This is a genomic window from Streptomyces sp. NBC_01451 (assembly GCF_036227485.1).
Taxonomy (GTDB): Bacteria; Actinomycetota; Actinomycetes; order Streptomycetales; family Streptomycetaceae; genus Streptomyces.
In genome coordinates this window covers 8,848,597-8,873,802 of record NZ_CP109479.1, presented here as the reverse complement: position 1 = coordinate 8,873,802, position 25,206 = coordinate 8,848,597, and the positions used below count along the sequence as shown (strand labels likewise).

The 25,206-nt window shown below is 68.2% G+C and carries 21 protein-coding genes and 2 pseudogenes; 10 read left to right on the top strand and 13 right to left on the bottom strand.

Going from position 1 to position 25,206, the window contains the following annotated elements; all coding sequences use genetic code 11:
- Window positions 1–28: 28 nt before the first annotated feature.
- The 4 genes and pseudogenes from OG595_RS39065 to OG595_RS39055 all read right to left on the bottom strand — a co-directional run bounded on the left by OG595_RS39065 (window position 29) and on the right by OG595_RS39055 (window position 2,940).
- Window positions 29–1,450: an ATP-binding protein gene (locus OG595_RS39065; protein ID WP_329280593.1), complete on the bottom strand. Its 1,422-nt coding sequence runs from the start codon at window positions 1,448–1,450 to the stop codon at window positions 29–31.
- A gap of 145 nt (window positions 1,451–1,595) precedes the next feature.
- Window positions 1,596–1,742: pseudogene (locus OG595_RS45510) on the bottom strand (TOPRIM nucleotidyl transferase/hydrolase domain-containing protein); the annotation flags it as partial.
- Window positions 1,743–1,848: 106 nt separating this feature from the next.
- A complete protein-coding gene (locus OG595_RS39060; RefSeq protein ID WP_329280591.1) occupies window positions 1,849–2,370 on the bottom strand; it encodes an ATP-dependent nuclease in 522 nt (173 codons plus the stop codon).
- A 180-nt stretch (window positions 2,371–2,550) separates the two neighbouring features.
- Window positions 2,551–2,940 (bottom strand): site-specific integrase, encoded by a 390-nt coding sequence (locus OG595_RS39055; protein ID WP_329280589.1) that lies wholly within the window; start codon window positions 2,938–2,940, stop codon window positions 2,551–2,553.
- 456 nt (window positions 2,941–3,396) lie between these two features.
- Here OG595_RS39055 and OG595_RS39050 point away from each other — a divergent pair, with 456 nt between their 5' ends.
- The 4 genes from OG595_RS39050 (at window position 3,397) to OG595_RS39035 (ending at window position 9,007) form a co-directional block, all read left to right on the top strand.
- Window positions 3,397–3,543 (top strand): hypothetical protein, encoded by a 147-nt coding sequence (locus tag OG595_RS39050; protein ID WP_329280587.1) that lies wholly within the window; start codon window positions 3,397–3,399, stop codon window positions 3,541–3,543.
- Window positions 3,544–3,799: 256 nt separating this feature from the next.
- Window positions 3,800–5,326 (top strand): PucR family transcriptional regulator, encoded by a 1,527-nt coding sequence (locus OG595_RS39045; protein WP_329280585.1) that lies wholly within the window; start codon window positions 3,800–3,802, stop codon window positions 5,324–5,326.
- 210 nt (window positions 5,327–5,536) lie between these two features.
- Window positions 5,537–6,838, top strand: a complete 1,302-nt coding sequence (locus OG595_RS39040) for a diaminopimelate decarboxylase (protein WP_329280584.1) — start codon at window positions 5,537–5,539, stop codon at window positions 6,836–6,838.
- Window positions 6,839–7,078: 240 nt separating this feature from the next.
- Window positions 7,079–9,007, top strand: coding sequence for a pectinesterase family protein (locus OG595_RS39035; RefSeq protein ID WP_329280581.1), 1,929 nt, complete (start codon window positions 7,079–7,081; stop codon window positions 9,005–9,007).
- A 491-nt stretch (window positions 9,008–9,498) separates the two neighbouring features.
- Here OG595_RS39035 and OG595_RS39030 read toward each other — a convergent pair.
- Window positions 9,499–9,630: pseudogene (locus OG595_RS39030) on the bottom strand (oxidoreductase); the annotation flags it as partial.
- A 151-nt stretch (window positions 9,631–9,781) separates the two neighbouring features.
- Entirely contained in the window at window positions 9,782–10,804 is a 1,023-nt protein-coding gene (locus OG595_RS39025; RefSeq protein WP_329280579.1) for a zinc-dependent alcohol dehydrogenase family protein, read from the bottom strand.
- Between the two features lie 163 nt (window positions 10,805–10,967).
- Between OG595_RS39025 and OG595_RS39020 the strand changes: the two genes are divergently transcribed.
- From OG595_RS39020 to OG595_RS39000, 5 genes are all read left to right on the top strand, one after another.
- Window positions 10,968–11,864, top strand: coding sequence for a helix-turn-helix transcriptional regulator (locus OG595_RS39020; RefSeq protein ID WP_329280577.1), 897 nt, complete (start codon window positions 10,968–10,970; stop codon window positions 11,862–11,864).
- Between the two features lie 236 nt (window positions 11,865–12,100).
- Window positions 12,101–12,814 (top strand): SDR family NAD(P)-dependent oxidoreductase, encoded by a 714-nt coding sequence (locus OG595_RS39015; RefSeq protein WP_329280575.1) that lies wholly within the window; start codon window positions 12,101–12,103, stop codon window positions 12,812–12,814.
- A gap of 147 nt (window positions 12,815–12,961) precedes the next feature.
- Entirely contained in the window at window positions 12,962–13,957 is a 996-nt protein-coding gene (locus OG595_RS39010) for an aldo/keto reductase (RefSeq protein ID WP_329280573.1), read from the top strand.
- 382 nt (window positions 13,958–14,339) lie between these two features.
- Entirely contained in the window at window positions 14,340–14,807 is a 468-nt protein-coding gene (locus tag OG595_RS39005; protein WP_329280571.1) for a VOC family protein, read from the top strand.
- Window positions 14,808–15,576: 769 nt separating this feature from the next.
- Window positions 15,577–18,714 carry a S8 family serine peptidase gene (locus OG595_RS39000; protein WP_329280569.1) on the top strand — a complete coding sequence of 1,046 codons (3,138 nt, stop codon included), beginning with the start codon at window positions 15,577–15,579 and terminating at the stop codon, window positions 18,712–18,714.
- A gap of 206 nt (window positions 18,715–18,920) precedes the next feature.
- Here the strand turns inward: OG595_RS39000 and OG595_RS38995 are convergent, their stop codons facing one another.
- On the bottom strand, window positions 18,921–19,103 hold the full coding sequence (locus OG595_RS38995) for a hypothetical protein (protein WP_329280567.1): 183 nt from the start codon (window positions 19,101–19,103) through the stop codon (window positions 18,921–18,923).
- Window positions 19,104–19,380: 277 nt separating this feature from the next.
- On the opposite strand from OG595_RS38995, the gene OG595_RS38990 reads away from it, so the two are divergent.
- Window positions 19,381–20,316: an NADP-dependent oxidoreductase gene (locus tag OG595_RS38990; RefSeq protein WP_329280565.1), complete on the top strand. Its 936-nt coding sequence runs from the start codon at window positions 19,381–19,383 to the stop codon at window positions 20,314–20,316.
- 137 nt (window positions 20,317–20,453) lie between these two features.
- On the opposite strand, the gene OG595_RS38985 is transcribed toward OG595_RS38990, so the two are convergent.
- The 6 genes from OG595_RS38985 to OG595_RS38960 form a co-directional block, all read right to left on the bottom strand.
- Window positions 20,454–20,849 carry a MerR family transcriptional regulator gene (locus OG595_RS38985; protein WP_329280563.1) on the bottom strand — a complete coding sequence of 132 codons (396 nt, stop codon included), beginning with the start codon at window positions 20,847–20,849 and terminating at the stop codon, window positions 20,454–20,456.
- Between the two features lie 60 nt (window positions 20,850–20,909).
- The gene (locus OG595_RS38980; RefSeq protein WP_329280561.1) at window positions 20,910–21,401 is read right to left on the bottom strand and encodes a hypothetical protein; all 492 of its coding nucleotides are present in this window, start codon (window positions 21,399–21,401) and stop codon (window positions 20,910–20,912) included.
- Window positions 21,402–21,530: 129 nt separating this feature from the next.
- Window positions 21,531–22,532: a TerC family protein gene (locus OG595_RS38975; protein WP_329280559.1), complete on the bottom strand. Its 1,002-nt coding sequence runs from the start codon at window positions 22,530–22,532 to the stop codon at window positions 21,531–21,533.
- Window positions 22,533–22,561: 29 nt separating this feature from the next.
- Window positions 22,562–22,705 carry a hypothetical protein gene (locus OG595_RS38970; RefSeq protein ID WP_329280558.1) on the bottom strand — a complete coding sequence of 48 codons (144 nt, stop codon included), beginning with the start codon at window positions 22,703–22,705 and terminating at the stop codon, window positions 22,562–22,564.
- A 227-nt stretch (window positions 22,706–22,932) separates the two neighbouring features.
- Window positions 22,933–23,643, bottom strand: a complete 711-nt coding sequence (locus tag OG595_RS38965; RefSeq protein WP_329280556.1) for an SDR family oxidoreductase — start codon at window positions 23,641–23,643, stop codon at window positions 22,933–22,935.
- A gap of 490 nt (window positions 23,644–24,133) precedes the next feature.
- Window positions 24,134–25,066 (bottom strand): LysR family transcriptional regulator, encoded by a 933-nt coding sequence (locus tag OG595_RS38960; protein ID WP_329280554.1) that lies wholly within the window; start codon window positions 25,064–25,066, stop codon window positions 24,134–24,136.
- Between the last annotated feature and the right edge of the window lie 140 nt (window positions 25,067–25,206).

The following is a 25,206-nucleotide window of genomic DNA, read 5'->3' as shown; positions in this document are numbered from 1 at the left end:
GCCCCTGACGGCGCTGACATGACCACCGTCACCGCCAAGCGGTGATGAGCTCCTCGGGCCCCACCGCCCGCACCCCGTCCACCGAGACCCCGCTCCGCGCCACCGCGAGGAGCGGGGTCTGCTCGTTCGCCCCGGGCAGTTGCGAGCGGTGAACCAGCAGGCGGGCCAGGTCGTGGGCGTCGAACGGGCGGTTCTCCAGCCATTTCACGGAGCCGACCGCCGTGATGCGCTTGGCGATCGGGCCCCGGTCGGCCGCGACGATGTCGATCTCGGGGTCGTTGCTGCGGGTCCAGTAGCCGCCCACCGCGCCCGTCTCCTCGGGCAGACCGTCCGCGCGCATCCTGAACAGGGCGTCCCGCACCACCGGCTCGACGGCCCGCCCGCGCCAGGCCGTCCACGACCGGCGCAGCCGCTCAAGAGTCAGGTCGCCCCTGCCGCGCTCGATCTCGGACAGATACGGCCCCAGGAAGGCCAGCCAGAAGCGCAGATGCGGATCGGCTACGTAGTAGCGGGTCTCCTTCGAAGGGCGTGTGGACAGCGGCGTGACGGCCTCCACCACCCGCTTCGCACCCAGGAGCTGCAGGGAGCGCCGCAGGGTGGTGGCGGGCAGGCCGCCCGCAGCCCGGCCGATCAGCGTGTGTGTCCGCTCCCCGGAGCCGATCGCCCCGAGCACCAGGCGTGCCTGGGCGTCGGCCGGGAACTCCGCGGCCAGGGACCGCTCCGCGCTGACGATGAGGGCCGAGGTCGGATCGGTCACCACGTCGGCCAGGTAGTCGAAGACCCCCGCGCCGCGTGGCCACTCCTCCAGGACCAGAGGCAGCCCGCCACAGACGAGAAAGGCATCGAACGCGTCGGCCGGCGGGAGTCCAAGCATGTCCGCCACATCGGCCGGGCTGAGCGGCGGCACCACCATTTCCGTACCGCGCTGGTGGAAGGGCCGGTCGTAGTCGTTGAGCCGCTCCATCATCGCCAGGTCGGAACCGACACAGAGCAGCAGCACCGGCCGCCTGGCCAGTTCCCGGTCGAAGAACTTCTGCAAGGTGCCCTCGAAGCCCGGATCGTTCTTGATCAGATAGGGCATCTCGTCGAATACAACGACACTCGGCCGGTCGTCCGGCAGCGCGGCGACAAGAAGGTGAAAGGCCGCGTCCCAGGTACCGGGCGACTGCCCGCCCACCGCCTCGGCGCCGGGCAGGTCAGACTCGGCCGCCGCCTCGACGAACAGCCGCAGATCCGCCTCCGCTCCGGCCTGGGCCGAGGCCGTGAAGAACAGACTGGGCAGCCCGGCGCGCTCGATGAACTCCTCGACGAGCCGGGACTTCCCCACCCGCCGCCGCCCGCGGATCAGCATCGCCTTGCCCGGCCGCCCACCGCGGCCACCCGCCTCGACCCGCTTGAGCATCCGGTCCAGAGCCGCGAGCTCCCGATCCCGCCCGATGAAATCGCCCACGTCCAGCCACCCACCCAATACAGCCAATTTTGGTGCGTCCAAAAATGAACATACCAAAGTTGGCCCTATCAAGTTCGGTCACCGGCGGTTCCACCATCGAGGCAGGGCCTTGAAGGTGGCCTTGAACAGGCCGCTGGAAGACACGGCTGTACCGGAACAGCCCGACGTGGCCGACCTTGACCACGCTGACGCCGTGCTCGTTGAAGGGCATGCCCAGGACGGCAGCGAGAGCGGGCAGGAAGATCGCCTCGGCGTCGCCCTCGACCATCGCCAGCCCCCGGGCGAAGAACATGTTGGCCTTGGTGACGTCCAGGAACCGGGTCAGGAACGCGTAATCCTCGCCGGTCAGGCGCGTGATACCGCGCCGCAGCGGGAAAGTGCGTCCCGGACGACGAGGGTCAGGCACTCGACGGACGTAGACGCGGCAAGGTTGGGGCGTGGGTGGTGAGGATGACCTGGACCGGGGCCCTGCCACCTTCCTGCGGCCCCTGAGCCTTGTCGCGGAGCAAGTCCATGATCCGGGTCTGGAGCTGGGGATGGAGGTGCGCCTCGGGCTCCTCGACCAGCAGCAGGGGTGCCAGTTCGCTCTTGCCCAGCAGGAGGAGCTCCGCGGCCATGAACAAGGCATTGTTGTAGCCGAGCCCGCGGCGCGTCCAGTCGTCGGACTCGGCGAAGAGATTCAGTTCGAGCCGTTCCAGCGCGCGGGCCAGCGTCGCGTCTGTAGCGACGCTGATCTTGGCGCGCAGGACATCGTCGCCGATGGCGAACCGCTGCAGGTAAGCCGAGTTGATGTCCTGGCTCACACCCGAGACGGCACTGTTGTCGCGGATGTCGTGCTCGGCGCGGCGCAGGATCCCCACCAGATTGGACGGAGGGGCGTCGCCCTCGGGGTCGTAATCATCGATGCCCTGGTCCTTCATCGCCGGGTAGCCGGCGAGGATCTGGGACAGTCGTGATCCGCGGCCCGAGCGCAGTTCCGCCTCCGCATCGCGAAGGGGGCGCAGGTAGGTGGCGCGCAGGAGTTCGCGTGCGGCGCCGTCCAGGGCGGGGCCGTTGCCGTCCGGTCCGGTCCGGGTGGTGACCGAGACCCGGTGCGGACCTCAGGCCCGGCTGTTCCGGGCGCGGTGGGCGAGGTAGTCCGACACCAGCACCCCCGTCGAGGCCGAGTAGGGTAACACCCGCTCCAGCCGGTTCTTCGTCGTTTCCGCCCGTATCCGCAGCGTGCGGTGGGCCGGATCGACGTCGTCGGTCCGTAGCGAGCACAGTTCCTCGCGGCGAAGTGCCGCGTCGTAGGCCAAGGCGAGCATCAGACGGCTACGTACCGGCTCGCGTTTGGCCACCTCCAGGACGCTCAGCCACTGCTGTTCGCCGGGAATCCACGACAGCTTCGTCAGCCGGGGCACCAGACCGCGCTGCTGACCGCCACTGCGTCGGCCGGGGGTGTACCGCCCCCGGCCGACCGGGTTGGATTCCCGCAACCCCTCTTCCATCAGGAAGTCGTGAACAGCCGGACCGGCGGCCCGCAGACGGTGCGAACCGCGCTGACGAACTTCCTTCCCACGATCCCCGTCAGGCGGTGCGGGACGTTCGGGGTACGCGAGCGGTGAATGCCGAGCATTAAGTGGGACAAAAGGAACCCGGAGGAAGATCACTGAGCCCTGCGATGCCCTCCCCATGTCCCCGGCCGGACGGCTTGTCGGTCCGGCGGCACGCGCGCGGCCCTGCCGTCGGGCGCGGGCAACACCGGCGGCGTCGGGGGCGTAGAGGGGCTGTCGGCCTCCCGACCACAGTCGGTCCTGGCCCGATGCCCCGAACTGGAGGCTGCTCACCAGCACATCCGCGACTTCGGCGAGATCCCCACCTGCCACCTCGGAGCCCTGCTCCCCGACTGGATCGACACCGTCGTCCGGGACGACCTGCCCGGACTGACCGGCTACGCCCGCAGCATGAACAGCGACTTCGACGCTGTCACCGCCGGCCTCACCCTGTCCTGGAGCTCCGGCGGCACGGAAGGTGCCGCCAATCGCAACAAAAGGCAGCTATACGGGCGCGCCGAATTCGAACTGCTCCGGAAGCTGACCCTGCTTCAGTAACCAACCGTGACGGCTCCCCGTGATCGCCGCCAGAGCCCAAAACTGACCTACAAAGCCGTAGGCTGGCATAGACCACAATTCGCTCCCATGGCTAGTGTCGTGATCTTCAGTACAGGGGCTGCTGATGCCGTCAGGTAGTGCTTCCCCGTCCCATGAGTCCTCGGGGACGCCCGGTCCGACGCTGGACGCCCTGCTGTCGGTGGTGGGAGATGGGGTCGTGGAGCTATATGCAGCTCCACGCGGCCTGGAGGTTCCTGTGCAGGGCGTGGTCGTGTGGGATGTGCTGGAGCCGACGATGTTGCCGGGACAGATCCTGCTGGCCGTCGGGGTGGAACCGCAGTCGAGCACTGCTGTCGACGTGATCCGAGCAGCCGGCCAGTCGGGGGCCGTGGCAGTGATCTTCGGTGCGAACCGACCCGGCCAGTCCTGTCCGGAAGTGCGTTCGACCGCCACGGAAGCGGGTGTGGCGGTCCTCTTTCGCACCCCGTGGGTCACCTGGGCACAGCTGGTGGGCGTGCTGCGAGCGGGGCTGACCGCTGTCGGCTGCCTGGCCGATCCTCAGATCGCGCAGGTGACCCTGGGGGATCTGGAGGGGTTGGCCGATGCTGTGGCCACGATGGTCGGTGGGGCGGTGACGATCGAGGACCTCCAGTCCCGGGTGCTCTCCTACTCATCCACAGATGAGGACGTGGACGACATCCGCCGACGGACCATCCTCGGTCGCCGCGTGCCAGATGCGGCGGTTGCCGTGATGCGAGAGACCGGCTTCTTCCGTCTGTTGTGGGGGTCGGGGGATGTGGTGCGCCGCCCGGCTGAAGAAGATCTGCCCGAACGGTTGGTCGTCGCGGTTACTGCAGGTGGAGAGGCGTTGGGGTCGATCTGGGTGGCGGCCGCAGGGCGACCGTTGCCGAAGACGGCCGAAGAGGACTTGCGTGCGGCCGCACGTGCAGCAGCACCGCATCTTCTCCATCACCGTTCCCGCCGGGCCGGGCAGGTACAGGTGGTACAGGAGATGGCGCGTGCATTGCTGGAGGGTTCGGGATCCGCCGAGGCGCTGGCGGCACGCACCGCCCTGCCCATCGATGGTCGCTATGCGGTCCTGGCGGTGCACGCCGTGCCGGGACAAGGCATCGGGTGGCACGAAGACCGTGTACCGGATCTGGTGGCCGTGCAGTGTGCCGCGCACGGGCATGAGGCTGTCGTGATGGCTGTCGCCGGTGGTGTGCATGTGCTGCTGGGTGACCTGGCTCCGGAGCCTCGGCGCGCCGCAGCACAGGTGGCGCGGCTCGGTGAGGCCCTTGCCGGGCAGCTGTCGGCCGCCATCAGTGCGCAGGTGCGCGTCGGTCTCGGGGAGGTGACGACGAACCTGCACCAGGCTGCCGAGTCCCGGCGGACAGCCGACCTTGCGCTGCGCGCACTGCTGTCCCGCGAAGGCCCACGCGCGGTCGCACGGGTGGGCGAGGTTGCCGAGGCGGTGGCGATGCTGCACATCGTGGATACGCTGCGCGAGGTGCGGCTGCCAATGGAGCTGCCGGTGACGAGGCTGGCGGCGTACGACGCCGAGCACGGCGGCACCCTGGTCGACACACTGCGCGCCTACCTCGACCAATTCTCCGACGTACCTGCGGCTTCCCGGGCGCTGGGCGTCCATCCCAACACTCTCCGCTACCGCATCCGTCGGGTGCGTGAGGTGTGCGGTATCGAGCTGGACGACCCCGATGCGCGGCTCCTGGCCCAACTGCAGCTGCGTCTCATGCGAAACGACGACGCCGACAACGGCTGAGGTTGTCGCCGCGCACCACCGCGACGGGTCGCCTTCGTCCCCCGGCACAACGCAGAGACGGTCACTCACCGGGCCTTGTCGGCTGGTCCCACTTACCACCGAGAAGTCTGGGCACCGGGACGAAGACGCAATTTTAACCAGCGCGGCAACCTGGGGGTCGCAGCGCCCGGCGTGCCCGGGCACGCACTTCGACTCCAAGGAAGGTGCACGGTGACCGGCACTCAGGTAGCACAGCGGCGAGAACGCATCCTTACAGCCGCGGTACGACAGCGGCTCATCGATCGCGACGACGCGTTGCTGGCAGGGTTCGTCGACCTCGACGGTGTCGCCGGCAGCGTCGCCGCGCTCCAGGAAGCCTTTCCGGACTCGGTGGCCGTGCTCCACGCGTTCGCGGCCAAGGCCAATCCGTTGGTGCCGTTGCTCGCGGAGCTCCGGGGGCTCGGCATGGGCTGCGAAGTGGCCAGCGCCGGGGAACTCGCCCAGGCACTGGCCGCTGGCTTCACGCCGGAACACATCGTGTTCGACTCGCCGGCGAAGACACGCGCCGAGCTCTTCCAGGCACTGGAGCTGGGTGTCACGGTCAACGCCGACAGCTTCCAGGAGCTGGCCCGCATCGCCGACATCCTTGCCACCCGTTCGTCGACCTCGCAGATCGGCGTACGCATCAACCCGCAGGTCGGCGCCGGCTCGATCTCGGCGAGCAGCACAGCGACCGCGACATCCAAGTTCGGTATCGCGCTGGAAGACGACGGCAACGTGGAGCGCCTCGTGCAGGCGTACCAGGAACATCCCTGGCTGACCTGGGTGCACACACACGTCGGATCACAGGGCTGTCCGCTCGACCTGATCGCCCAGGGCATAGCGAAGACCGTCGCGTTCGCCGAGAAGGTCAACGCCGAACTCGGTCGGCGGCAGATCACCGGTATCGACATCGGCGGCGGACTTCCGGTCGACTTCGACACTGACCACACAGCCCCCGGCTTCGATACCTACGTTGCCAAGCTGCGCGCCCACGCACCGGCCCTGTTCACCGGCGAGTACCGGATGGCCACCGAGTTCGGTCACTCCCTGCTCTCCAAGAACGGATTCACCGCCGCCTACGTCGAGTACACCAAGACATCTGGGCAACGCCCGATCGCGATCACCCATGCCGGCGCCCAGGTCGCCGCACGCACCGTGTTCCAGCCCGACTCCTGGCCCTTGCGCATCGCCGCACACCACCCCAACGGCACCGCCAAGATCGGACCGCTGGTGGCCCAGGACATCGCGGGCCCCCTCTGCTTCGCCGGAGACCTGATCGCCCGAGCCCGCCCCCTGCCCGCACTCGTACCGGGCGACATCGTGGCGCTCCTCGACACTGGCGCCTACTGCTTCTCCGCCCCCTACCACTTCAACACTCTGCCCGAACCCGCGGTCTACGGCGTCCGCACCGACGCGGACGGAGATTTCCGGTTCGAACTTCTCCGCTCCGCTCAGACCATCAACGACCTTTTCACCCGAGCAAGTCGATAACTCATTCGACTCAGCGGCGTGCCGGCTCGCTATGGCCACTCATCCGCGCTGCGGGCCTCCGGCCTGCGCTCAGCGGGACGTCCGCGCGACCTGCCGACAGCGGTCGAAGGCCAGTCGGTGCCGGGGACACGGCCCGCAGAGCCTGGCCTTCCATACCGGCAAGAACGTCACCGTCAAGATCAGCAACCCTCGCACACTGCGACCAGCCAATGAATCGATCATCAAGCCAAAGGAGCTCAAGTGACGACCGGACAGCAGGGCCAACTCCCCCGCAGATCATTTCTCGCCAGTGCCATCGCTGTAGCGGCCGGCACCATGCTGGCCGGAGGCGCAGTGGTCACCGCCGCCCCTCGCGCCAGCGCCGCGACCGGCGCGCACGTCACCTGGCACATCAGCAGTGAGCCGTCTGAGGCGAAGACCGGCTACACCGGCCTCATCAATGGCATCAGGGCGGCGATCAGAGGCGGCAGGATTCCCGTCGACGGCGCTGCCCCGGTCGACGTCACCGCCATCGACGCGACCAGCGAGCACATCCGCGTCGACCTGCACGCCGAGGACAGGCCCGAGTTCATCCGAGTGTTCATGCGCCGGTCGGACTCCTACGTCGTGGGCTGGTTCCAGGGCGTCGAGAACGGAGTCGGCGACGTGAGATGGGGTGACTTCTTCACACTGGAGCCCGGACTGCGGAACGGCCAAGGAGACATACCTCTGGGCAGGCCGGCCGGGACCACCGGCAGAGACGATCTGGGCAGCCAGACGAACACCCGGTTCCAAGACCTCGCCGGATACGACGCCCTGGCACGACAGGGCGCCAGCCGCGACGGCATGCAAATGTCCCCCGCCAGCTTCAACACAGCCGTCCTGCGGCTCCAGGACGGCGCCACCGTCGCTCCCAGGGAAGGAGCGCAGGCCATCCTTCAGATCATCGTGGGACTCGCTGAAGCCTCTCGGTTCCGACAGCAAGCACTCGACACCATAAGGCAGTTCGCCACGGGCACGGCCTACGGCCTCACCGTGGCGGACATCGCGTTCCACAACAACTGGGGCAGGCTCAGCACGGCGTTCCTGACGACGTTCATAGCGGGCGCCACCGCCTTCGCGGCTCCCGTGGAGATCGCCGGATTTGTCATCGGAAGCCTGGCTGTCGCATCGCGTTACCTCTTGATGGCCCACCATTCGAACATCAATACCAGGGGGAAGCACCTTCCAGAAGACAGTCTGATGTATGTCTCGCAGGATGGCATCGGCGACTATCTCACCGTGCAGGCCGCGATCGACGCCGTGCCCGCCGACGGCACCGCGCACACCGTCCTCATAGACAAGGGCGTCTACCACGAGGTCATCAGTGTCCCGAAGAACAAACCCTGGCTGACGCTCCAGGGCATCACTGACCTCGACCTGAATGTCGTCATTTACAACACCCGGTGCAACGGGATGACCGACCCCGCGACCGGCGCGAAATACGGCACCCAAGGCAGCGCCGTGGCCACCTTCAGGGCACCCAACCTGACCGTCAAGAACCTCACCATCAGCAACACGTTCGACCGCAACGCCCACCCGGAGATCAGCCCGTACGAGACCCAGGCCGTCGCGGTTGCCGCCATGGGTGACCGGCAGGTGTTCGACAATGTTTCGATACTGAGCCATCAAGACACCCTCCTCGTCAAGGGCGAGACGCCCAACACCCAGGCCCGGCAGTACTTCCACGACTGCTTCATCCGGGGCGACGTGGACTTCATCTTCGGCAACGCCACCGCGGTGATCCACCGGTCCAACATTCAGGTGCTCGAGTGGCCCGGAGGCACGGTGCTGGCGCCAAACACCGACAGGAGCAAGAAATACGGGATCCTCATCACCGACAGCTTCGTCAACTCCACAGCGGCGGCAAGGACGGCGTACCTCGGCCGGCCGTGGCACAACGGGCCGGACGCCTCACCTCAGGCGGTGGTCCGTGACACCCAGGTGGCCTCGGTCGTGACCGAGACGCATCCCTGGACCGACATGACGCCCGACTATTCCTGGTCGCAGGCCCGGTTCAAGGAGTACCGCAACTCCGGTCCTGGAGCCGGTGTCGCCTCCAACGCACCGATGATGACCGACGCTGAGGCTGCCGACTACACCGCCCAGAAGTACCTGGCCGGCACCGACGGCTGGAACCCGGTCCGATGACCGCGACCGCCACCGCACTTGCGACGGTCGTCGCCGTCGCAACACGGTGAACCACGGCAGGCCCGGGACAGCGCGATCGAGGCGGAACGAGATGCCGGGCCGCGTTACACGGCCCGGCATCTCGTCGAGCACAAACCTCCACCGCCGTCACCTTCCTCCCCTCTCTGGCGATGCGGAGCTCGATGGTTGGGGGTGTCTAGGTTGAGTTGACACACCCTGGTAGTGATGGGAAGGGCGCTGCCGCGTCCTGTCGGGTTGGTCGCGGCTGCGCCCCGTCTCAAGGGGACAGTCGGTCCACCGACGGCACTGTGATCTCGGTTGCTCTAGGGATCATTTCCCACGAACGGCAGACTTCGAGGCGGTATGTTCCTGGCTCGACGGACCAGGCTTGCGTGCGGTGTCCCAGTGCCGGAAGACAGCGGCGGGAAGGGGCACCTCGACGATGGTCTGCTCTCCGGGCCGGGCCTCGGCGGTGGTGAAGCCCGCCAGCCATCGGCGGGCTCACCCCACACGTCTGGGCCGGTGAGCTGTATGGCACCGTAGCCGAGCCTGTGCACCGACAGGTCACCACCGATGGTGACGGTGCCGCTCGCAACGCCCGGACGGTCAGACGGACTGCTCATGTGGTCCTCTGTCATTGTTCGGGTCGAAAGGTGTCCAGATATCGGATGCGGATCCCTTGCGTGCACATCAGTGCCCGCCGGGGACAGGTGGTGGCCACCTGCCTGGCACAGGAGCGGCTCCCGGCCGGGCGGCCACTGTGTTCGGATGAGTTCAGGGCTTCAACAGGACCTTGATGGCGCGGCGTTCATCCATCGCCTGGTAGGCGTCGGCGGCCTGCTCCAGGGGGAGGGTGAGGTCGAAGACCTTGCCCGGGTCGATCTGACGGTTCCAGATCAGGTCGATCAGATGGGGCAGGTACTGGCGGACCGGGGCCGGGCCGCCGTGCAGGTGGGCGTGGGAGAAGAACAGCTCCTGGCCGTCCAGCGTCACGTCGTGGGACACGCCGACGTAGCCGACATGGCCGCCGGGGCGGGTGGAGCGGATCGCCTGGAGCATCGACTCCTGGGTGCCGACCGCCTCAATCACCGAGTGCGCGCCGAAGCCGCCGGTCAGCTCCTTGATCTTCTCTACGCCCGCATCGCCGCGCTCGGTGACGATGTCTGTGGCACCGAACTCCAGGGCCAGCTTCTGCCGGGAGGCGTGTCGGCTCATGGCAATGACCCGCTCCGCGCCGAGCTGCCGGGCGGCCAGCACGCCGAGCAGGCCGACCGCGCCGTCACCGACCACGGCGACCGTCTTGCCCGGTCCGGCCTGAGCGGCGACGGCGGCGAACCAGCCGGTGCCCAGGACGTCGGAGGCGGTCAGCAGGCTCGGGATCAGGTCCTCGTCCGGGGTGCCCGGGGTGGCGACGAGGGTGCCGTCGGCGAGCGGGACGCGCAGCCGCTCCGCCTGGGCGCCCATCGCGTTCATCCACTCGCGCTGGACACAGGAGGTCTGGTAGCCGGCGCGGCAGCTCTCGCACGTGTTGTCCGAGGTGGAGAAGCCGCCGACCACGAACTGGCCGGGCTGGACGGTGGTGACGGCGCTGCCGACCTCTTCCACCACGCCCACGTACTCGTGGCCGATCGGGGAGCGTGCCTCGAAGGACTCGGCCCCACGGTAGGGCCACAGGTCCGAGCCGCACACACAGGCCGCCGCCACTCGGATGACCGCGTCAGTGGGCTTGAGGATCTTCGGATCCTCGCGCTCCTCCACCCGGAAGTCGCCGGGGGCGTGCATAACGACGCCGCGCATGGGGGTTGCTCCTTACATACGGGGGACCGGCCGTGTCCGTCGGCCGGGCGGTTGGGTGCCACGCCATCCAGGAAACCCACGTTCCGCGCGGGTAGCCAGTGACTGATGAAGCATGTACTGGCAGTACATCGCTACGGTCTGGCGGGCAGCGTACGGTCGGGGTGTGGACAACCGTGACGAAGTCCGCGAGTTCCTGACCTCGCGGCGAGCCAAGATCACCCCGGAGCAGGTGGGGCTGCCAGCCGGCTCCCGGCGCCGTGTGCCCGGGCTGCGCCGCAGCGAGGTCGCAACACTGGCCGACGTCAGCGTCGACTACTACGGCAAGCTGGAGCGCGGCAACCTCGCCGGTGTCTCACCCGCCGTGCTCGAAGCGGTCGCCCGTGCGCTCCAGCTCGACGACGTCGAACGGACCCACCTGCTCCATCTCGCCCAGGCACAAGAAGGCTCCGACCGACTCGCTCGGCCACGGCCGCGCGCCAGCAAACAGTGGGTGCCGCCCAAGACCTTGCAGTGGGCCCTGAACGCTGTCACCGCCGGGCCCGCGTTCGTGACGAACGGCCGCCTGGACCTGCTCGCCGCCAACCAGCTGGCCCGCGCCTTTTTCAGCGACATCTACGACGGCGGCACGCAGCCGCCGAACATGGCCCGCTTCCAGTTCCTGGACCCTGCGGCCCGCCGGTTCTACTCGGACTGGGACCTCATCGCCGACATGACCGTGGACGTCCTGCGTACTGAGGCCGGCCGTAACCCGCACGACAAGGACCTCCACGACCTGGTGGGCGAGCTGTCCACCCGCAGTGACGCCTTTCGCACCCGCTGGGGCTCCCACAACGTGCGCCGTCACGGCAGCGGCACCAAACGCTTCAGCCACCCGGTCGTCGGCGACCTCACCCTGGCCTGGCACGGCTCAGGCGTGGACGACGAACCCGGACTCACACTCCTCATCTACACCGCCGAACCCGGATCCCCCTCCGAAGAGAGCCTGCGCCTGCTCGCCTCGTGGACGGCCTCCCAGGACAGCGCCCACCCATCCACCGCCTCCGAGGACGCGGGCCGGTAGCACGTCTGCCGGTCACAACGGGGCGCCGCGGTGCGGCGGGCGTCCCGAGGCCAGAACGTCAGATCCGATGCGACCGGAGACTGGGCACTTTCACAAACCTTCGACGTCCCTGACCAGCAGATCCGGAGATGGCAAGGCATGGCCCGCAGGCTCTTTCCGTACGACCTCTCGGCACTCGGCGGACGTCCCAACCGGTTCGCCGCACCCACCACCGCAACCGACGAAAGACGACGGACATGGCACTGATCCTGGTGACCGGGGCATCCAGCGGGCTCGGATACAACACGGCGAAGGCACTGGCCGACGACGGGCACGACGTGGTCACGCACGTCCGCGACCGGGCTCGCCTCACCGGTGCGGAGGACACCGCCCGGTGGAAGGGCGTGCTCACCGGGGACCTCGCCGACCTGGAGCAGGTCCGCGAGATCGCCCGGCAGGCCGGCGAGTTCGGACACTTCGACGCGGCCATCCACAACGCCGGCACGATGCGTGCCCCAGAAGCGGGCACCGTCAACGCAGTCACGCCCTACCTGCTGACTGCCCTGCTGGACAAACCGGCCAGGCTCATCTATCTCAGCAGCTCCATGCACCGAACCGGCTCCACCGACCTGCGACGGCTGGCCGCCGGAACTGCTACCTACGACGACAGCAAACTGTGGGTCACCACCCTCGCGCTCGCCTTCACGTCCCGATGGGAAGGAACCTCCAGCCACGCGGTCGACCCCGGCTGGGTCCCCACCCGGATGGGCGGCCCCGGCGCACCGGACGACCTGACCGCCGGACATGAGACACAGGTGTGGCTCGCCACCCACCACGAGGCGACCCCGTCCACCGGCGGCTACTGGTACCACCGGCAGATGCAGCCTCCCCACCCCGCCTGCCGGGACGAAGAGTTCCAGGCCCGCCTCATCCGCACTCTGGAGACCCACACAGGCGTCCCGCTGGCCTGACCGCAACCCCGCCGCAGTCGGATCGGGGCCCGTCGTACCAGACCTCGACGCGCACACCGCGGAACAGGGGAGACTCTGCCCTCGTCACCGCGCCGGTCTCCGTCTGAAGCCCCATCAGGGCATCACGTACGAAAGGGCAGTAAGCAGATGAGTGACGAGATGAGATACGGCCACCTGGGCCGCTGCGGTCTGCTGGTCAGCCGGATCGGCCTCGGGACGATGGGCTTCGGTTACACCGTGGACGAATCGACCAGTTTCGCGGTCATGGACACCGCAATCGAGACGGGTATCAACCTCTTCGACACCGCCGACGTCTACGGCGGCCCGCAAACAGCGGACATGGAGAGAGGGTACGGCGTTTCCGAGGAGACCATCGGCCGGTGGCTGAAGCGCAGCGGTCGCCGCGACGACATCGTCCTGGCCACGAAGGCCTACCAGCCGATGGGGCTGGGCCCGAACGACCGCCGACTGTCCGCCTACCACATCCGGCGCGCGTGCGAGGCGAGCCTGCGGCGACTCCAGACGGATCACATCGACCTCTACCAGATGCACCACATCGACCGGGCCACACCCTGGGAGGAAGTCTGGCAGGCGATGGAACAACTGGTACGGGAGGGCAAGATCAGCTACGTCGGCAGCAGCAACTTCGCAGGCTGGGACGTGGCCCTCGCCCAGTCGGCCGCCACCGCACGGCACTTCCTGGGCCTGACATCCGAACAGAGCCTGTACAACCTCGCCGTACGAGCCGTGGAAATGGAGCTCGTCCCCGCGCTGCGCCACCTCGGCATCGGCCTGATCCCTTACAGCCCGCTGCACGCCGGCCTGCTCACCGGCGCACTCGAGTCCGCCACCGAGGGACACGTCCAGGACGCGTCGATGCTGAAGCGCATCGACGCACACCGCGACCAGCTCGAAGCGTATGAAGAACTGTGCCGGGAGCTGGGTGCCCGGCCAGAACACGTGGCGCTGGCCTGGGTATTGCGCAACCCTGCCGTCTCCACCACGGTCACCGGAGCGACGAACAGCGAGCAACTGCGCTCCAATCTCGGGGCGTTGTCCGTGCAACTCGACGGCGAGGTCATGGAACGCCTCGACCGCATCTGGCCGGGACCGGGAGAAGCCCCGCAGGCGTATGCCTGGTGAACCAGCCCGGTCGGCCGGACTGCCCGCCAACGGGCTACGCCGGGTGGGGCGGGGCGGTTCCTCCCGTCGCCAGCCTCTGCCTTACCGCGATCACGAGCCTGTCGTGACCACGTGTACTCGGCGGTCGCCGTCGCCGCAGAGGAGGGACAGGCCGCTGGGGTGCCTGCACGGTGGGCTGTCACTCACCTTGCCGGCCGCCGCCTCGGCCTGTCTCCTCACGGAGGTCTCGCCTCGAAAGACTTGCACCTGCCACTAGCGTCAGGTTCTACCGTTGCGGTTGAAGTTGCAGATCAGCGGCGGGAGTTAGCCGCTGGTTGGTCTGCATTCGTGCCGCCGGACCAGTACCTGCGGCGACCGCACCCCCCATACGCAGAGGAACATCGTGAGCTTCAATCACATCTGCATCATCGTGAGCGATCTGGACCGATCACTGCCCTTCTACAAAGACCTTCTGGGATTCAAGAAGGTCTTGCTGGACACCACCGAGCCCGGAAACTTGTTCAACTCCTCGATCCTCGACGACATTCTGGGCGTGAAGGACGCGGCGACGCGGATCGTGGTCGTCGCCGACGAGGATGGCGCGACGCTGGAACTGCAGCAGGCCGCCAACCCGCACTCCACCAAGGCTCCGGACGAGTACCTGAGCTACGGCAGGACGGGCCTCAAGGAGCTGGCGATCGATGTGCCCGACATCGATGACCTCTTTCAGCGTGTCAAGGCCGCCGGTATTAAGGTTCAGACCGACTACATCTGGTCCCCATACGCCGGAACCCGTTCTTTCCTGTTCTACGACCCCGACGGTGCACTCATCCAGGCCATGGAGGTCACGGCGGAGCAATACCCGCGGTAAGTGAGGCGACGGCCCGACGCACCCGCTCATCGCACCGCTCCGGGACTGGTGGAGGCCGTGACGCGTCGCGGGCCTGAGGGAATCACACTGCTGGTTCCCGGCACTCTACGCGCTTCTTCCGGGCCAAGCCTCAGCGTTGCCGCGTGATTGCCGCGGTCGTGGCGATACGTGGGCTCAGCGGGCCACGGAGTGCGGCAGGCACGACTTCCACGAACAGGGTTTCTCCACGCCCCGTGACCCATGTGGAAGACCGTGCCTGCCCACACGTCATGGCTGATCCCGACCGGCCCTGACCAGCCCCGCGAGCATTCCGATGTCGTTCCTGGGGAAGGTCCTGGCCTGCCGGCCCGCGGCTGACCGACGCGCTGGACCCGCAGGGTCCACGCGCGGTGCGCCACCACCTGGCCGTGGCGCTCGACCTCACCGCGTGTGCCGTGCCGACCGGGATGACCTCGCAGCACACGATCCGGATCCGGAAGGCCGACCACAACGAACCCGACGCCCCGCCACCGTCACCCCGACGGTGGCTGCGGGCGAGGGCCGAACTCACAGTGACCTGGCCTGCTTTGCAGGCCACGCGGTACCTCGGCCTCGTTGAATACAGCGACGGTTCGAACCCTCGGGCGCACGGTTCTGACAGACACGCCGTAGCGCCCGCAACCCCCCACAGCCGCAGAGACGGACGGCAGCCGGACGCCCGGCGCCCGACGCTCTTGCCGCGCCCGATCGATATGGACCACACGTGACACGCACGCCCAGACGACGGAGAGTGGCAGCCACCATTCTCGCGTCCCTCCTCGCCGGAGCCCTGACCCTCATGGCGGTCGTCTCCCCCACTTTCGCCGCCAACGCCACTGGCAACGAAGTCGGTTACGGCGACGGCATATACATCGTGAAACTCCGCGGCCAGTCCGTCGCCGGATACGGGGGCGACCTGCCAGGGCTGAAGCGGACGGCGCCCGCGGCGGGTCGGCGTCTCGACGCCGCCTCCGCCACGGTCGAGAAGTATGTGGCGTACCTGGACGATCGCCGGGAGCAGGTCCTCGACGCCGTGCCCGGCGTCGAGACGCTCTACGACTACTCCTACACGTTCAACGGGTTCGCCGCCGAACTGACCGGTCGGCAGGCCGCGAAGCTGGCCTCGACACCCGGGGTCGTCGCGGTGACCCGGAACACGGTCGCCCAGCTGACGTCGACGGCCCCGGGCCATGGGCCGACCGCGGACGGCCGGGCGGAAACCCATCTCCGGACCGTGGCCGACGGCCGGGGCCGGGCCGAGGCTACGGACCCGGCTCCCACAGCCGCCGCCCGGACACCGCGCACCCCGGACTCCAAGACGCCCCGTACAGCCCGTCCCGCCCAGTTCCCCGACATCCCCCGTCTCCTCGGTCTCTCCGGCGGCAAGGGTCTGTGGGCGAAAGCGGGCGGCCCCGCGCACGCCGGAGAAGGCGTGATCGTCGGGGTCGTGGACACCGGGGTCGACCCCTCGAACCCGATGTTCGCCGCGCTGCCGGAGCCGCGCCCCGACGCCGAGGCCATCGCCAAGAAGTGGCACGGCGACTGCGACCCGGGCCAGGACCCCGCGCGCAAGGTGACCTGCAACAACAAGGTGATCGGCGCGCAGTGGTTCGGTGCGGGTGTCCCCGCGGACAGCGAAGACGCCCCCTCGCCGTTGGACACCAGCAGCCATGGCACGCACACCGGCAGCACGGCCGCCGGGAATTACGACGTCGCCGCGTCGGTGCCCGGCAGCAATGCCGAGGGCCGGCTCAGCGGTGTCGCCCCGGCCGCCCGTCTCGCCTTCTACAAGGCGTGCTGGCCGGGCTTCGGCTGCCCGACCGCAGACCTCACAGCCGCGATCGACAGGGCCGTCGCGGACGGCGTCGACGTCATCAACTTCTCCCTCACCGGCACCCTCACCGAGCAGCCCGACATGGAGGCTATGTTCAACGCTGCCAAGGCGGGCGTGTTCATCGCCGCGTCCGCCAACAACGGCGGCCCGGACTCGGTGCACCACACCGGTCCATGGGTCACGACGGTCGCCGCGGCGACGCACGACACCGAGTACACCACCTCCCTGGTCCTCGGCGACGGCCGCCGCTACACCCGCGTCGGCCTGAACCCGGGTACCGGCTCCGCCCCGCTGGTCGAAGCAGCCGCCGTACGCAAGGCCGGCTCGGACGCCGGCAGGGCCGCGCTGTGCGCATCCGGCACACTCGATCCGGCACAGGCGAAGGGTAAGATCATCGTCTGCGACCGGGGCGGCGCCGACATCTGGGAGGACTACCAGTCGGACGAGGTCCTGGCGGCCGGCGGCAAGGGGCTCGTGTTCACCGACACCCCGGAGTCCGAAGAGTTCCTGTCCCCGAACGTCTTCTCGGTGCCCATAATCCAGGTCGGCATCGAGGACGCGAAGGCGATCCACGCGTACGCCTCCCAGGCCGGCGCGACCGCCCGGTTCACCCCCACGCAGAGCAGCCATCTGGCCACCCGGGAGATCACCAACTTCTCCTCCAGCGGCCCGGACCACTTCAGCAACGGCGACCTGCTCAAGCCCGACATCGCCTCCTTCGGCGAGACCATCCCAGCGGGCGTCGTGCCCGGCAGCAGCACTTACAACACCGGCCAGTTCAGCTTCGCCAACGGCACGTCGATGTCGTCCCCGCACATCGCCGGCCTCGCCGCCCTGCTGCGGCAGTTGCACCCCGACTGGTCACCGATGGAGATCAAGTCGGCGCTGATGACGACGGCCACGACCACCGACGAGAACGGCGACCCCATCGGCCGCAACCTTGCCGACTCCGCCTCGCCCCTCGACTACGGCGCGGGCCTGCCCCGGGTCACCCGGGCCACCGACCCCGGCCTGGTCTACGACTCCACCTCCGCCGACTGGACCGCCTACCTCTGCGCGATCGGCCAGAAGCCGGCCACCGAGGACGGCACCGACGCCTGCGCCAACGCCGCCAAGACCGACCCCAGCGACCTCAACTACCCCTCGATCGCGGTCGGTGACCTACTGGCATCGCAGACGGTGACGCGCACAGTCACCAACGTCTCGGCGCACACCGCCACGTACAAGGCGAAGCTCCAGACCCCGCCGGGCTTCCGCGCCGAAGTCACCCCGAAACGGCTGACGCTCGCGCCGGGCGAGTCGACGTCGTACAAGGTGACGTTCGAGCGTACGGGCGCGGCCTACGACACCTGGTCCTTCGGCTCCCTGACCCTGAGCGACGCGCACGGCCACCACGAGGTCACCAGCCCGATCGCCCTGCGCGCCGTACCGTTCTCCGCCCCGGACGAGGTCACGGTCGTCGGAGGCGATTCCGCGACGCTGAGGACCGGGGTCAGCTGGAACGGCGAACTGACCGCGAAGGCGTCCCTCTACACCGGCGAGAAGACCACCGGCACCCTCACCGGCACCGACCAGGCCGACTTCACCATGAGTCAGCGCACCAACGACGCCGTCGTCAAACAGCGCGTCCACGTCCCCGCGGGCGCCCCGTTCACCCGGTTCGCCATCACCTCCGCGGACCATGTCCCCGGCAGCGACCTCGACCTGTACGCCTTCGACACCGACGGCAACCACGTCGGCAACTGGGCCGGCGCCGGCTCGGACGAGCACGTCGACCTGCCACCCGGCGACTACGACGTCTACGTCCTCCAGTACGAACTACCGGCCGGCACCACCAGCCAGCAGTACACCCTCTGGAGCTGGAAGGTCGGCCAGGGAACCCCGGCCGTGACACCCACGGTCACCCCGGCCAAGCAGCACGTCTCGGCGGGCGACCACCCGGAGATCACGGTGTCCTGGCCGAACACGACACCCGGCCAACGCTACGTCGGCGCCGTCGAGTACGGCGACGGCACGACCGGCCTCGGCCACACGGCGTTGACCGTCACGCCATAGCCGCTCCCCACAAGCGGTAGATGAATGATCCGCCCGCGCACTCCCCCGAGTGCGCGGGCGGATCGCGTCGGTCCGAAACCCTGACCCATCCGATACCCCCATGTGGCATGCGGCCCCGTCGCCCCCGGCCGGCCCGCCCTGCCCCACAAGGCGCAGAGCCGGTAAGGACGTTGCGGCAAGAGGAGAGACGGCTGTTCCCGAAAGCCTTACAGAGCCCGGGACGCCAGTGACCAGAACACCGCCGATGGTGTTTCGAAGCCGCGTTCGCCCAACTCGTCGGAGCCGCCCCCCGTGCCCGCACCGACCGGCACCGCTGCCACCCCGGCCCCGCCCTCAGGATCCGCGATCTCGTCCGCCAGCTCCAGGCCCTCGGCCACCAAGTCGCCCACACACACCAGCATCCGCATGACCGGCGCGATTCACCATCATCCGAGCCGTACGCGGGCCGGATGCTGCCGCCTGCCCACCCGAACCTCGAATTGCAGATCAACTTCCGCGCCTGGGGATCGAGACGACGACAGACCCGCTCAACTTGCATCTGACGTTAGCGTCAGGTTCTACCGTGGTGGCTGTTCGTGCTCCGCAGCTCGCCGCGGACATCGTTTCCCTGGATCAAAGATCTTCCGCGCCTGCTGCGAGCAGGTGCGGCTCACTGGAGGAAGACTCATGCGCGCAGTCGTTTACCGTTCGATCGGAGGGCCGGATGTTGTCGAGGTCGCCGAGATCGACAAGCCGGTTCCGGGCCTGAGCGAGATCCGCATCAAGGTTCAGGCGTCCGCGCTCAACCCGACCGATCTCATGGCCTGGAGCAGTGGCTTCTTCCCGGCCCCGCCGGAGGGGAGTGCCTACGGCCTCGGCTGGGACATCGCCGGTGTTGTCGACGCCGTCGGCCCGGGTAGCCACTGGACGCCCGGACAGCCTGTCATCGCGTTGAGCTACGGCGTGCCCCTGGGGCTGAACCGGGGGCAGGCGGAGTACGTCGTGGTGCCTTCCCATTCCATCGCCGCGGCGCCCGCGGGTGTCGACCCGGTCCACGCCGCCACCATCCCCCTCAACGGCCTGACCGCGGCCCAGTCCGTCGAACTGCTCGGGATCGAAGCGGGCCAGACCGTTCTCATCACCGGGGCGGAGGGGGCGGTCGGCGGCTACGCGGTGCAGCTGGCGAAGCGCCAGGGCGCCGTGGTCATCGCGAGTGACCTATCGCCCGATGGCACGTTCGCGACCGAGGTGGCCGGGGCCGATGTGTACGTGCCGGCGTCGCAGGCGCCGGCCGAGGCCGTCCGCAAGGTGCGTCCCGAAGGGGTCGACGCCGTGCTGGACACGGCCGTGCTCGGGCAGGCCCTCATCGGGGCGGTGGCGGACGGCGGCAGGTTCGTGACTACGCGGATCGACGCCCTGCCTCAGGCCGAGCGGGGCATCCGGGTACTGCTGACGCAGGTCGGCCCGGACGCAGCCAGGCTCTCAATGCTGTCCGATCTCGCTACGGCGGGCGACCTGGCGTTGCGCGTGGCCAAGACCTATCCGCTGCAGGACGCCTCCAAGGCCTACGCGCGCATGACCAAGGGCGGACTCCAGGGGCGCATCGTTCTCACCATGGAGTGAGCCCAGTACTGCGCTGATACGGCCGACCCGAGCGCAGGCTGGTCGCACGGTCCGCGGCAGAACCGTGCGAGTAGCGGACGAGGCGCCGAAACGTACGGCCCTGAGCGTGGTGAGGCCGGTCGCCGAGGCAGTCGGCCTCAGGCGGTATCGGGGACACCTGAAGGTACCGGGTGACAGTGGTCGGGGTGGCTGGGATCGGTCGCCACGGTGATGATCTCGTCGAGGCGGGCCCGCACTTGCGTCAGGTCGTTGATCTGGCAGTCGATGCGGGCCCGTTCGGCGATGATGCTCTCGACAAAGTCGTAGGTCACGGGGCCCTCGTTCATGCACCGGGGCAGGACCTCGCGAACGAGCCTGCTCGTCAGTCCGGCGGCGTACAGCTTCTGGATCATCCTGACCCGTTCGACCGCGCCGTCCGGGTACTGCCGCTGCCTGCCGCTGGTGCGCGTGGAGTCGAGCAGCCGCTGCTCTTCGTAATAGCGCAGCGCCCGAACGCTCACTCCCGCCTGTTCGGCCACCTCTCCGATCCGCATGACTGCTCCTAGTTCGTTTTCGCGTCCCGTCAGAGCCGCTTCTGACGGGAGCATGAGGTTTTAGCGTAGCTGGTGTCGATGCCACTTGAGCTGGGAGAAGGATGTCAGCGACGCGGCAGGAAGGTGCGCCGTGTGCTCGTCGATGGCATGGAGTCCGTTACTGGTGAGCAGCCGGACGTCTTCCTCCCAGATGGCCTTGATGGCAGTCGGGTTGATGGTTGTCTGCATTTCGTAGTTGGCGTCCCTGAGGACTTCGTCGATGAAGTAGACCCTGCGTACCTTCTTGCCGAACGGGCAGGTGTGCTCCAGCAGGTCCTGCATCGACTTGATCAGGTCGTCACGCAGCACCACGACCTCCTTGTCACTGTGGGGCAGCGACTCGGAGACGGGCAGGCTGCCCGGACAGCGGCGGGCGAGGGCGAGTTCACTGTTCCGGCGGGCGACGAACCCGGGTCGCTGGGCGCGGAAGGCGTCGACATCCAGCTCCCGCATCTCGTCGATCCGCTCAGTCTCGAAGTCGATGATCTGCACGAACTTCACGGGTGCGTCCACAGGTGCCTCCACCTCCGGCGCGGGTGTCCCCGGCCGGGGACACCCAGCACCCACCGAAGCACCGGGAACGGTGCTCGACGAATCACTGGGCACCACCCCCGGTGTCGGGTGTTTCTACCTCCGACGTGGTCAGACGTCGAGGCTGTCCTTCGGAGTGCCTTCGCTCTTCTCCTGTGCCGCCTCGGCCGCCGCCTGCTTCCTGGAGGCCCTCAGGCTGGTGATCGTGGTGATGATCAGGACCGAGCAGATCACACCGAGCGAGACCGGGATGCTGATCTCGGGGACCTGGACGCCGGACTCGTGCAGTGCGTGCAGCACCAGTTTGACGCCGATGAAGCCGAGGATGATCGACAGGCCGTAGCTGAGGTGGACCAGTTTCTTCAGCAGTCCCCCGATGAGGAAGTACAGCTGGCGCAGACCCATCAGGGCGAAGGCGTTGGCGGTGAAGACGATGTACGGGTCCTGGGTCAGGCCGAAGATCGCCGGGATGGAGTCGAGCGCGAAGAGCACGTCGGTGGTACCGATGGCCAGCATCACGACCAGCATGGGGGTCATGACCCTCTTGCCGTTCTCCTGGATCCACAGCTTGGTGCCGTGGTAGCGGTCCGCGACACCGAACCTGCGCTCGGCTGCCTTGAGCAGCTTGTTCTCCTCGTACTCCTCGTCCGTGTCGCCGGCCCGGGCCTCCTGGATGAGCTTCCAGGCTGTCCAGATCAGGAAGACGCCGAAGAGGTAGAACACCCACGCGAAGCTGGCGAGGATGGCGGCACCCGCGGCGATGAAGACGGCCCTCAGCACCAGGGCTATGAGGACACCGACCAGCAGCACGCGCTGCTGGTACTGGGACGGCACCGCGAACCTCGCCATGATCAGGACGAAGACGAAGAGGTTGTCGACACTCAGGGACTTCTCGGTGATGAAGCCCGCGAAGAACTCTCCGCCGGCCTGGCCACCGCCGAAGATGAGCAGGCCTAGCCCGAAGAGGCCGGCCAGGGCGATCCACACGACCGTCCAGATTCCGGCTTCCTTGATCGAGACGTCGTGCGGCTTGCGGCCGATGAAGAAATCAACCGCGATGAGGGCGGCAAAGCCCACGATGGTCAGGATCCATAGGGTCGTCGAAACTTCCACTGCGCCTCCGGCAGTCGTAACGGCAAATGTCAGCGTTGTCGCGCGCCGGAGTCGAAGGCGCGCAGGTCGAAGGCGTCCTCGGGGTTGCAGTGCCTGTGCGCGAGCTGCTCGATGGACGGGTAGGTGGGCTCCGGCAGGTCCTGCATCGACTTGATCAGATCGTCACGCAGCACCACGACCTCCTTGTCACTGTTCGGCAGCGCCTCGGACACGGGCAGGCGGCCCAGGTAGCGGCGGGAGCGGGCAAGTTCACTGTCCCGGCGGGCGACGAGTTCCGGCCGCTTGGCACGGAAGGTGTCAACACCAAAGCGGAACGCCTGTGCCGCGGTGGCCGGGATCTGTGGGCAGGGGGCGGGCGTCGGCTGGTGGAGTCGTACCCCGGGGATGCGCCAGTTGGTGGTCAGGCCGTGGTCGGTGTGTAGATCGTGGCGGGGTCGAGGGCGAGGTTCGCTTTGATCTGAGCGGAGAGCGCGTCGGCCAGGACTTCGGACTGCCCTGCCTCAACTCCGTCGAGCGCGGCCTTGACGACGTCGGCAGGGTCGTTCAGTTCGAACGGGAACGACAGTCCCCGGGCCAGGTCGGTGTCGGTCGGCCCCAGATACACGCCGGTAACCAGTGTGTTCTGTCCGGAGAGTTCGAGGCGGACGCTGTTGGTCAGGCTCCAGGCAGCGGCCTTGGCCGCGTGGTAGGCACCCCAGTGCTCGGAAGGGATCCAGGACGCCGCCGACAGGACGTTGACGATCGCCCCGCCGCCACCTGCCTTCAGGATCGGAGCGAAGGCCCGGATCGTGCGCAAGGGACCGTAGTAGTGGGTGTTCATCTCCAGTTCGATCTGGTCCAGGTCCCCGTTGACCAGCGCGTGCATGGTGTTGATGCCGGCGTTGTTCACCAGCATCGTCACGTCCGTGGCGGTTGCCGCCGCAGCCGCCACGGAGGTCGGGTCGGTGATGTCGAGCGCGAGCACCTGCGCTCCGGGCAGGTCGACGCTCTCGGGGTTACGTGCGGTCGCGTACACCTTCGCCGCACCCTGCTCCAGCAGTTGGGTGGCGAAGTGACGGCCAAGGCCTCGGCTCGCGCCGGTGACGAGGGCGACGGAATTGGCGATCTGCATGGGGGGAAAACCTTCGCGTAGGAATGTGCCGTCAGGCGTGCCTGGGGAGGGCAGCAACAGCGACCACGCTAGAACCTCACGCTAGTGTCAGGTGCAAGTCTTTTCCGGTGTGAGACCCGCCGCGAGCAGACAGACGTTGTTGGTCCACGGCGGATTCCGTACGGTCGAGCGGGTGGGCGGACAGTGGGTGACCGGCGGCACCGGGCCCGAGTTGACGAGGCCATCCGCCGCCCGCCGCTACAGTCACGCCGTGGCCGTTGGCCCACCTGACGCCTGACGCGCGGTGGCTGGTGCGGATGTGGTGCACGGCCCACCGGGTACGGAACCGGGGTGCTTCCTGAGGACAGGCCACCGACGAGTCACGCAGGACCCGGTCGCGACCGACTTGGCGCGTATCAGCATGATGGGGTCACCGCAGCGGCCCTCGGCACATGAACAGACCGCTGAGCCCGGATCGTGGAAGCGGCCGAACCTCAGCCCGCCGGGCCGCTCACGCGGCGGGCCGACCCCCAGAAATCGCCTCACCTCCCGCTGGCACTGCCGACAGCTGTGCAGCTTGCCGGCCGTCTTCCGCGTACGGCCGGTTTACGCTGAGGCCCGTGCTTCCCGGCGCCGGCTGACCCGGTGGGCGTCCCACCAACATGGCGTGGGCTGTCGTGACGAGGCGGGTAGCGGCGGGGCGGGCGTCCGGCAGCCAGGCCAGCACGAGTTGGGTGGGCGGGTATCCGTGGACGGGCACGGCGCGTACGGATTCACCGAGGCGGCCGCGGGCGCTGTCGCCGACAACGATCACGAGTTGTCCCAGTGCGACGCGGTCGACCATGACGTCCAGTGCCTCGTTCGGCAGTTCCGCCTCGTAGCCCGGCAGCGCCTCCACCTCGGAGAGGGTCAAAAACGGGCGCTCAGCCAGGGGGTGGCCCGCCGGGAGCAGGACGACCGGCTCTTCCGGGCCGAGCTCCATCAGTTCGAGGCCGGGGGCGGCAACCGTCTGGCACATGAGGGCGATGTCGGCGGTGCCGTCTCGAAGGGCGCCCATCTCGTCGTAGGTGAACACGACCTCAGGGAGCACGCCGTCCGCACCGTCGGCGGCGGCGAGGAGGGCGGGCAGAACCCCAGGGCCGGAGCCGGGGCGAGCCGCGATGGTGACCCGCTGCCCGGCGGCCTTGCGCGCCTTGCGTACGGCTGTGTCCATCGCCGCCAGGATCGTGCGGCACTCGGCCACAAAGACCTCGCCGGCGGCGGTCAGCGTCACCTTCCGCGTGGTGCGTTCCAGCAGCGGGACACCCACGCGCCGCTCCAGGTGGGCGATGGCCCGGGACAGGGGCGGCTGTGTGATGCCCAACTGCTCCGCGGCCTGGCTGAAGTGCAGCGTCTCGGCCACGGCCACGAAGTAGGTGAGTTCCCGGGTCTCCAGGTGATTCATGCTCCCAGGGTATTACCTGATGCCCAGACAGTCATTGCTCCGCCATAGCCGTCCTGGTCAGCTTGGTTGTGCGCCCCGGGCCCCGGCCGGATGAGGTGCTTGTGCCGTGCCGACCCGCACGCAACAGGAAAGGCAGAGCT

Bases quoted from the DNA above. Each gene is read 5' to 3' on its own strand.
- OG595_RS39025 (WP_329280579.1), bottom strand. From the start codon at position 10,804: ATGCGCGGCGTCGTTATGCACGCCCCCGGCGACTTCCGGGTGGAGGAG.
- OG595_RS38990 (WP_329280565.1), top strand. From the start codon at position 19,381: ATGCGCGCAGTCGTTTACCGTTCGATCGGAGGGCCGGATGTTGTCGAG.
- OG595_RS39060 (WP_329280591.1), bottom strand. From the start codon at position 2,370: ATGAAGGACCAGGGCATCGATGATTACGACCCCGAGGGCGACGCCCCT.
- OG595_RS38985 (WP_329280563.1), bottom strand. From the start codon at position 20,849: ATGCGGATCGGAGAGGTGGCCGAACAGGCGGGAGTGAGCGTTCGGGCG.
- OG595_RS39050 (WP_329280587.1), top strand. From the start codon at position 3,397: ATGAACAGCGACTTCGACGCTGTCACCGCCGGCCTCACCCTGTCCTGG.
- OG595_RS38960 (WP_329280554.1), bottom strand. From the start codon at position 25,066: ATGAATCACCTGGAGACCCGGGAACTCACCTACTTCGTGGCCGTGGCC.
- OG595_RS39055 (WP_329280589.1), bottom strand. From the start codon at position 2,940: ATGGAAGAGGGGTTGCGGGAATCCAACCCGGTCGGCCGGGGGCGGTAC.
- OG595_RS39010 (WP_329280573.1), top strand. From the start codon at position 12,962: ATGAGTGACGAGATGAGATACGGCCACCTGGGCCGCTGCGGTCTGCTG.
- OG595_RS38965 (WP_329280556.1), bottom strand. From the start codon at position 23,643: ATGCAGATCGCCAATTCCGTCGCCCTCGTCACCGGCGCGAGCCGAGGC.
- OG595_RS39015 (WP_329280575.1), top strand. From the start codon at position 12,101: ATGGCACTGATCCTGGTGACCGGGGCATCCAGCGGGCTCGGATACAAC.